Here is an 8784-nt window from a genome sequence, read left to right as displayed (position 1 = left end):
AAAACGCTCGGCTGGAAAACCCCAGCCGAGCGCCTGCGTGATCTACTGACGACCACGTAAGCCATCAGGTGTTGCGAGGACCCCAAGAATCCGCCTTCCCGCGGCCGGGCCCCGTTTCGTCGTGCCGGGATTGCCCGAGGGATTCATGCCGATCGGGCGAGGGCCTGTCAGACACGGCCTGGGGTGCCCGCCCATGGGCAGGGCCGGGTGAGCCCACCGAAGCTCTGCCCGCAGACCTGCTCTCCCGGCGGAACTCGAACGAAGCCCTCGGCCCCGTCGTCCTCGTCGAGCACGCGGGCGTCGAAGGAGAAGCACTCCCGTTCATCACGGAAGAGGATGGCCGGGCCGGCGGGGGTCTCGCCGACGCGTACCGGGACCGAGGTGCGGCCGTCGGCGACCTCAAGGCACTCGTCGTTTCGGCCCGAACCGGAGCGGCCCGAACCGGAACGATGCGAACCGGAGTGCGAGGAACCGGAGCGGCCCGAACCGGAGTGACGCGAAGCGGATTGTGAGGAACCGGGCGTCCGGCTGGTCAGCGGGGCGCCATCGGGCGGGAGGCCGGCGCGTCCCCGAACGCGGATGCGCATACAAGGATCTTGCCCTAACCTTCGCATGGCACAAATGTGCGAATGTGAAGCTCGGTGAAAGGCTGCCCAGCGTGTCGCAGAACCCTCAACTGACCGCGAAGCTCGCTTCGGTCGACGGGCTCAAGGAGCTCTTCGGCGGCGGACTCTTCGGGAAGCGGGCCAAGAAGAACCACGCGCTGTTCTCCGGCGCCGCCTCGAAGGGCGTGGCGCGGGCCACGGTACTGGCCACCCGGGACTACGGCGACGACAACGTCTACCACGTCGTCGCGTTCAGCACCGGGCGGGACCCCATCGACGGGGCACGGCTCGCCGCACTGCGTCAACGGGCCGAGGGCGTCGCCGACGAGCTGCGCACGCACGGCTACTTCTACTACGACACCCCGACGGTCTGGGACGGCGACGGCAAGATCTGGATCAGCGAGAAGCCGCTGTTCCGCGATCTCGGCGCGCCGGCCGAAGGGCTCTACGTCTTCCCGCTCCAGGAGAGCGCGACGGCGTCGGCGCCGACGGATGTCGCCTGGGCCGTGGTCGACGGCAAGCTGCACATCGTGGTGCCCGCGCAGTAGTCGCGTCACGGTCCGCGCGGAGCGGGCACCGGCCCCATCGGTCCCCGGGATCCGGTGGGGCCCGTGCGTACCGCCGCGACGGTGCCTCGGCCGCCGGGTCGTCAGGCCCTCAGCTCGGCGAGGTCGTCGGAGTCGAGGCGCAGCCCGGCCGCGGCGATGTTCTCGGCGAGGTGGGCGGGGGAGCCGGTGCCGGGGATGGCCAGCATGTTCGGCGACGCCGCCAGCAGCCAGGCGAGGGCGACCTGCGCGGTCGTCGCGTCGTGCCTCCTCGCGACCCGTGCGAGGCGGGCGTGCTCGATCGGGTCGAAGCCGCCGCCGAGCGGGAAGAACGGCACGTAGGCGATGCCGAGTTCCGCGCAGCGTGCCGGCATGGTGTCGTCGTGGTGGTGCACGTGGTACTGGTTCTGCACCGCGGCCACCGGTGCGATGCGCAGCGCCTCGTCGAGCTGGGCCCCGTCGACGTTGCTGACCCCGAGGTGACGGATCAGGCCCTCCTCGCGCAGTTCGGCGAGCGCCCCGAAGCGGTCGGCCACGCTCTCGCCGCCGGGACCGCTCATTCCCCCGACCCGCAGGTAGACCAGGTCGAGGCGGTCGAGTCCGAGGGAGCGCAGATCCTCGGTCACCAGCCCGCGCAGTTGCCCGGGTCCGGCCTGACCGCTGGGGTGGCCGTCCGGTCCGGGCAACGGTCCGACCTTGGTCGCGATCACCAGCCCGTCCGGGTAGGGCGCGAGCGCCGTGCGGATCAGGTCGTTGGCGCGTACCCCGCCCCGGGTGTAGAAGCCCGCCGTGTCGATGTGGTCCACGCCCGCCTCGATCGCCTGCCGCAGCACGGCGACGCCGGTCCCCGGATCGCGTGCGGGCCCGTCGAAAGTGCCTGCCGCCAGCCTCATCGCGCCGAAGCCGAGCCGGTTGACGGGGAGGTCGCCGCCGAGCACGAACCGGCCGCTCGCCGCGGCCGTTGTCTGTGTGGTCATGTGTCCACTCTCCGGCCGTGCGCACCGATCGGCGCACCGGATGGCAGCGTTTTGCCACAACGGCCGACGAGTGGGTGAAACTGACGGAATGACCGATGGGACGACGCTGACGGTGTACGGCGAAGGGGAGTTGGCCGCGCGGGCCGGCCGGCTGTTCGACGGGGCGACGCGGGAGTTCTTCTGCGCGGCGGCCGACCTGCACACCTGGTCCCGGCCCGAGGCCAGGAGCGGGTTCGTGAGCCGTCTGCGATCCGGTCCCACGGGCCGGTTGGCCGTGCGCAAGCTCTACACGCCCGCCGTGCTCGCCGACGAGGAACAGCGGCTGCACCTCTTCGACGTCGCGGCGGCGGGCGGGCAGGTGCGCCTCCGTGCCGCGACACTGCCGCACGAGGCGATCGTCATCGACCGCCGGGTGATGATCCTGGCCGGCCGCCGCGGACCGCGGGGCCGCGAGTTCACGATCACCACCTCGTCGACCCTCGTCGGGAGCGTGCACGCACTGATGCGTGCCACATGGGACGCGGGTGTCCCCCTCGCCGACTGCCTGCGGCGCGAGACCGACGGTCTGGACGCCGATTCGCTCGCGGTGCTGCGGGCGCTCGCGGCCGGGCTCACCGACTCCGTGGGCGCGCGCCGCGTCGGCATGTCCCTGCGGACCTACCGCAGGCGGGTGGCCGAGGTGCTGTCGGTCCTGGACGCCGACTCGCGGTTCCAGGCCGGCGTGCACGCGGGCCGACTCGGTCTCACCGGCGGCTCGACGTAACCCCCCCCGGCGCCGGATCGCCACGGGCCGCACCCTCGCCTTCTTCCGCCGGTACCGCGGGGGCGACACGTCGAGGGATCCGCCGGTACCTCGGGGGCGACACATCGGTGGGCGCCCTGCCGACCGGCCGGACGAGACCGCCCGGCATGCCCGGCGTGATGACGGGCGTCGTACGTGAAGCCGCACTGGCACGGGGGTGTGCCCGCGCCGGAACGGGGCGTGCCCGCGCGGCTTCGGCGTCGCACCCGGGCCGTCAGTCGAGCGGATCGTTCGCCTCGGCGAGTGCCTTGATGCCCTGGAGCGTGCTCTCCATCGCGGCCCGCAGCTCCTGGAGCCGGAATTCGAGGATCTGCTCCTCGTGATCCGGCTGACGCGCGATGACCTCGGTGACCCCGCTGTTCCCCGGGCCCACGCGGACCGTCTGCCGCAGCCGGGTGCCGGTGGCCTCGGCCTCCAGCTCGTAACGCCAGGACGCGGCGCACCGGGCCGGATCGAGCGTGGCCTCGCCGAACCTGCCGTCCGCGTCCGTGACGGCCCAGGCGAACACCCGTTGTTCGTCCGCCTCCGTCACATGGGAGACGGTTCGCCACTCACCGATCAACCGGTGCTGGTTGAAGCCCTCGAAGCGCGCGCCCACCACGGGCCGGTCCGCTCCGTCGAGCCAGGCCACGCGCTGCAACTCCGGGCTCAGCCGCGCCGGCAGGCCGATGTCGGCCACCAGTTCCCAGACCCGGGACACGGGCGCCTCCACATGGACGACGACATCCACGCCCGGACCATCGGAATATCTCAACGCATCCCCCTCATATCGGATTCACTCGTCGTCCCGTCCCGGCCGAACCGTGCGACGGGCCCCGGCAGGATCCTCGCGCCCGGTGCGGGCCACCGCCCCGGAACACCTCAGGTGTGATGCGCGTCATAGGGGAGCCGGGCGGGGAAACCAGTCCGGAAACCAGTCCGGAAACCGGGCCGGAACCAGTCCGGGGAACCGGGCCGGAAACCAGTCCGGGGAACCGGGTCGGGGAACCGGGCCGGGAAAAGCGGTGTCAGTGGGAGCGGATACCGTCGGTCCATGTCCACCATGCCGAACATGGCCGTCCTCGAAGGTGTGCTGGAGCGCATCACGTACGCCAACGAGGAGAACGGATACACCGTCGCGCGCGTCGACACGGGCCGGGGCGCGGGTGATCTGCTGACGGTGGTCGGCTCGCTGCTCGGCGCGCAGGTCGGCGAGTCGCTGCGGATGGAGGGCCGTTGGGGGTCCCACTCCCAGTACGGCAAGCAGTTCGTCGTCGAGAACTACACGACGGTGCTGCCCGCCACCATCCAGGGCATCCGCCGCTACCTCGGCTCCGGCCTCATCAAGGGCATCGGCCCGGTCATGGCGGACCGGATCACCACCCACTTCGGGGTCGACACCCTCGACATCATCGAGCAGGAGCCCAAGCGGCTGGTCGAGGTGCCGGGTCTCGGGCCGAAGCGGACGAAGATGATCGCCGCGGCCTGGGAGGAGCAGAAGGCGATCAAGGAGGTGATGGTCTTCCTCCAGGGCGTCGGCGTCTCCACCTCCATCGCCGTCCGCATCTACAAGAAGTACGAGGACGCCTCGATCTCCGTCGTGAAGAACCAGCCCTACCGGCTGGCCGCGGACGTCTGGGGCATCGGCTTCCTCACCGCCGACAAGATCGCCCAGGCTGTCGGCATCCCGCACGACAGCCCGGAGCGGGTCAAGGCCGGTCTCCAGTACGCACTGTCGCAGTCCACCGACCAGGGGCACTGCTTCCTCCCGGAGGAGCGCCTGATCGCGGACGGGGTGAAGCTGCTCCAGGTCGACACGGGGCTGGTCATCGAGTGCCTCGCCGAACTCGCCGAGGACCCGGAGGGCGTCGTCCGGGAGAAGGTGCCCTCGCCCGAGGGCGGCGAGCTGGTCACCGCCATCTACCTGGTGCCCTTCCACCGGGCCGAGGTCGCGCTCGCCGCGCAGGTGCGGCGGCTGCTGCGCACCCCGGAGGAGCGGATGCCGGCCTTCGGCGACGTCGACTGGGACAGGGCCCTTGCCTGGCTCGCCACCCGCACCGGGGCGGATCTGGCCCCCGAGCAGCAGGCCGCGGTACGGCTCGCGCTCAGCCGCAAGGTAGCCGTCCTCACCGGCGGGCCCGGCTGCGGCAAGTCGTTCACCGTCCGGTCCATCGTCGAACTGGCGCGGGCCAAACGGGCCAAGGTGGTGCTCGCCGCACCCACCGGCCGGGCGGCCAAACGGCTCTCCGAGCTGACCGGCGCCGAGGCGTCCACCGTCCACCGGCTGCTGGAGCTGAAGCCGGGCGGTGACGCGGCCTACGACCGCGACCGCCCGCTGGACGCCGACCTCGTCGTCGTCGACGAGGCGTCGATGCTCGATCTGCTGCTCGCCAACAAGCTGCTGAAGGCGGTGGCACCCGGTGCCCACCTCCTGCTCGTCGGGGACGTCGATCAGTTGCCGTCGGTCGGCGCGGGTGAGGTGCTGCGCGATCTGCTCGCCGACGGCAGCCCGGTGCCGGCGGTCCGGCTGACCACGATCTTCCGCCAGGCCCAGCAGTCCGGGGTCGTCACCAACGCGCACCGGATCAATTCCGGCGTCCCGCCCCTCACCCAGGGCCTCAAGGACTTCTTCCTCTTCGTGGAGGACGAGACGGAGGACGCGGGCAGGCTCGCGGTGGACGTCGCCGCCCGCCGCATTCCGGCCAAGTTCGGGCTGGACGCGCGGCGCGACGTACAGGTCCTGGCACCGATGCACCGCGGTCCGGCCGGTGCGGGTGTGCTCAACGGACTCCTTCAGCAGGCCGTCACCCCGGGCCGCCCCGACCTGCCGGAGAAGCGGTTCGGCGGCCGGGTCTTCCGGGTCGGCGACAAGGTCACCCAGATCCGCAACAACTACGACAAGGGGGAGAACGGTGTCTTCAACGGCACGGTCGGTGTCGTCACCGCCCTCGACCAGGACGAACAGAAGCTGACCGTCCGCACGGACGAGGACGAGACGATCGACTACGACTTCGACGAGCTGGACGAACTGGCCCACGCCTACGCCATGACGATCCATCGTTCCCAGGGCAGCGAGTACCCCGCCGTCGTCATCCCCGTCACGAAGAGCGCCTGGATGATGCTCCAGCGCAACCTCCTCTACACCGCCGTGACCAGGGCCAAGAAGCTGGTGGTGCTGGTCGGTTCACGGCAGGCGATCGGGCAGGCGGTCCGCACGGTTTCCGCGGGCAGACGCTGTACGGCGCTGGATTACCGGCTCGCGGGAGGCCTGGACGGAGGATCCGCCGAAAAAATGATCGATCAAATCGGTGGGAAACATCACGCGGCTCTTCCGGAACCGGAACCGACGGGGCAGGATGAGTAAGCTCGCGGCACTCAGTGCCGCGAGTAGGTCCAATGGACGACCCCGAGTGCACTCTCCTGAGCCAAATGGGGGAGGGTGGAGACAGTCAGGGAACCTCAAAGAAGCACTACGTCGGTGAGGGATGACGTGAGCGACAACTCTGTAGTACTGCGGTACGGCGACGGCGAGTACACCTACCCGGTGATCGACAGCACCGTCGGCGACAAGGGCTTCGACATCGGGAAGCTTCGGGCCAATACGGGGCTGGTGACGCTGGACAGCGGATACGGCAACACCGCGGCCTATAAATCCGCCATCACCTACCTCGACGGTGAGCAGGGCATTCTGCGCTACCGCGGATACCCCATCGAGCAGCTCGCCGAGCGCTCGACGTTCCTTGAGGTCGCCTACACCCTCATCAACGGTGAGCTTCCGAAGGTCGACGAGCTGTCGACCTTCAAGAACGAGATCACCCAGCACACGCTGCTGCACGAGGACGTCAAGCGGTTCTTCGACGGCTTCCCGCGCGACGCCCACCCGATGGCCATGCTGTCCTCGGTCGTCAGCGCGCTGTCCACGTTCTACCAGGACAGCCACAACCCGTTCGACGAGGAGCAGCGCCACCTCTCGACGATCCGGCTGCTGGCCAAGCTGCCGACGATCGCCGCGTACGCCTACAAGAAGTCGATCGGCCACCCCTTCGTCTACCCGCGCAACGACCTCGGGTACGTCGAGAACTTCCTGCGCATGACCTTCTCGGTCCCGGCCCAGGAGTACGTGCCGGACCCGGTCGTCGTCTCCGCGCTCGACAAGCTGCTCATCCTGCACGCGGACCACGAGCAGAACTGTTCGACCTCCACGGTCCGTCTGGTCGGCTCCTCGCAGGCGAACATGTTCGCCTCGATCTCCGCCGGCATCTCGGCGCTCTGGGGTCCGCTGCACGGCGGTGCCAACCAGTCGGTGCTGGAGATGCTCGAAGGCATCCAGGCCAACGGCGGCGACGTCGACTCCTTCATCAACAAGGTGAAGAACAAGGAGGACGGCGTCCGGCTGATGGGCTTCGGCCACCGCGTCTACAAGTCCTTCGACCCGCGCGCCAAGATCATCAAGGCCGCTGCCCACGATGTGCTGTCCGCGCTCGGCAAGTCCGACGAGCTGCTCGACATCGCGCTGAAGCTGGAGGAGCACGCGCTCTCCGACGAGTACTTCGTCTCGCGCAACCTCTACCCCAACGTGGACTTCTACACCGGTCTGATCTACCGGGCCATGGGCTTCCCGACCGAGATGTTCACCGTGCTCTTCGCGCTCGGCCGCCTTCCCGGCTGGATCGCCCAGTGGCACGAGATGATCAAGGAGCCGGGTTCCCGCATCGGCCGCCCGCGCCAGATCTACACCGGCGAGGTCCTGCGCGACTTCGTCCCGGTCGAGGGCCGCTGAGCCACCGCACCGGGCCGAACGCCAGGCCGAGCCACGCACCACTGGGCCATTCGGCCCCTCGCACCTCCCGGCCGTCCGGCCGGTGATCTTCGCCCCGTGTACCGCGCTTTCGCACAGAGCGCGGTACACGGGGCGATTCGCGTGCGAGGGGTGCGGAGTCGAGAGGCGCGGGGGAAACGGGGCGAGGGCAGAGAGAAGCGCCTCGCCATCGATCCCCCCACGGGCCGACAGCGAGGCGCTTCCCATGTCCCGGAGCGGATTCCCCCCACGGGATCCGGCCGGGCGTCTGTGGGAGCCGAAGCTCCTGGGCAAGACCTCACCCACTGCGACGTGCGCTTTTCACTTGTACTTCCGGTGCGGTCTGCCGGGGTACGTACGCACGGGAGGGCCGCTCAAAGCTCCCCGGTGCACGTGCCCCGGCCAACGCTTGCCCGAAACGTCCCCCAAGACGCTTCGCGGACATCCCCCAAGACATCCTTGGCATCGCACTCTTAGACTCGCGAACCCACTGGATGGTTACCCTGAAATCAGTGTGATCTAAGTCTCTTTGTGGAAGTTACGTGAAGGCGCGCAACCGCAGGCTGTTCATCACGACGAAGACCGATGAGAGCGCCATCGCCGCTCCGGCAATCATAGGGTTGAGCAGGCCAAATGCCGCAAGGGGGAGGGCGATAACGTTATAGCCGAATGCCCAGAGGAGGTTGCCCCTGATGGTGGCCAGGGTGCGTCGCGAGAGCCTGATCGCATCGGCCGCCACCTTGAGATCTCCACGAACGAGCGTGAGATCGCTCGCCTCGATCGCGGCGTCCGTGCCGGTGCCCATGGCCAGTCCGAGATCGGCGGTGGCCAGGGCCGCCGCGTCGTTGACCCCGTCGCCGACCATGGCGACGGAACGCCCGTCGGCCCGGAGCCGCTCGATGACCTGGACCTTCTCCTCGGGCAGGACCTCGGCGTGGACGTCGTCGATGCCGACGGCGTGGGCCACCGCGTCGGCCGAGACGCGGTTGTCGCCGGTCAGCAGGATCGGGGTCAGGCCGAGGGCGCGGAGCCGGGTGATGGCCTCGGCGCTGGTGTCCTTGACGGCGTCGGCGACTTC

General features: G+C 69.6%; 7 protein-coding genes. 4 read left to right on the top strand and 3 right to left on the bottom strand.

The window, feature by feature from the left end; all coding sequences use genetic code 11:
* Positions 1-658: 658 nt before the first annotated feature.
* Positions 659-1153, top strand: coding sequence for a hypothetical protein (locus tag ACF1CT_RS37180; RefSeq protein ID WP_391788457.1), 495 nt, complete (start codon positions 659-661; stop codon positions 1151-1153).
* 101 nt (positions 1154-1254) lie between these two features.
* Here ACF1CT_RS37180 and ACF1CT_RS37175 read toward each other — a convergent pair whose 3' ends face one another.
* Positions 1255-2127, bottom strand: a complete 873-nt coding sequence (locus ACF1CT_RS37175) for an oxidoreductase (RefSeq protein ID WP_391788456.1) — start codon at positions 2125-2127, stop codon at positions 1255-1257.
* Between the two features lie 88 nt (positions 2128-2215).
* Here ACF1CT_RS37175 and ACF1CT_RS37170 point away from each other — a divergent pair, with 88 nt between their 5' ends.
* The gene (locus ACF1CT_RS37170) at positions 2216-2890 is read left to right on the top strand and encodes a DNA-binding response regulator (protein ID WP_391788455.1); all 675 of its coding nucleotides are present in this window, start codon (positions 2216-2218) and stop codon (positions 2888-2890) included.
* 253 nt (positions 2891-3143) lie between these two features.
* Here ACF1CT_RS37170 and ACF1CT_RS37165 read toward each other — a convergent pair whose 3' ends face one another.
* Positions 3144-3659, bottom strand: a complete 516-nt coding sequence (locus ACF1CT_RS37165; RefSeq protein WP_391788454.1) for an SRPBCC family protein — start codon at positions 3657-3659, stop codon at positions 3144-3146.
* A gap of 312 nt (positions 3660-3971) precedes the next feature.
* Between ACF1CT_RS37165 and ACF1CT_RS37160 the strand changes: the two genes are divergently transcribed.
* Both ACF1CT_RS37160 and ACF1CT_RS37155 read left to right on the top strand, forming a co-directional pair.
* Complete coding sequence (locus tag ACF1CT_RS37160) at positions 3972-6272, top strand: ATP-dependent RecD-like DNA helicase (RefSeq protein ID WP_391788459.1); 2301 nt, start codon at positions 3972-3974, stop codon at positions 6270-6272.
* 126 nt (positions 6273-6398) lie between these two features.
* A complete protein-coding gene (locus ACF1CT_RS37155; RefSeq protein WP_391788458.1) occupies positions 6399-7688 on the top strand; it encodes a citrate synthase in 1290 nt (429 codons plus the stop codon).
* Positions 7689-8244: 556 nt separating this feature from the next.
* On the opposite strand, the gene ACF1CT_RS37150 is transcribed toward ACF1CT_RS37155, so the two are convergent.
* A partial coding sequence (locus ACF1CT_RS37150; protein WP_391788453.1) for an HAD-IC family P-type ATPase occupies positions 8245-8784 on the bottom strand: 540 nt, incomplete at its 5' end.

Origin of the sequence: Streptomyces sp. NPDC014734 (assembly GCF_043083325.1) — a bacterium.
GTDB lineage: Bacteria > Actinomycetota > Actinomycetes > Streptomycetales > Streptomycetaceae > Streptomyces.
Note: the sequence above shows the minus strand (reverse complement) of the source record. Positions and strands in the feature narration are given on the sequence as shown.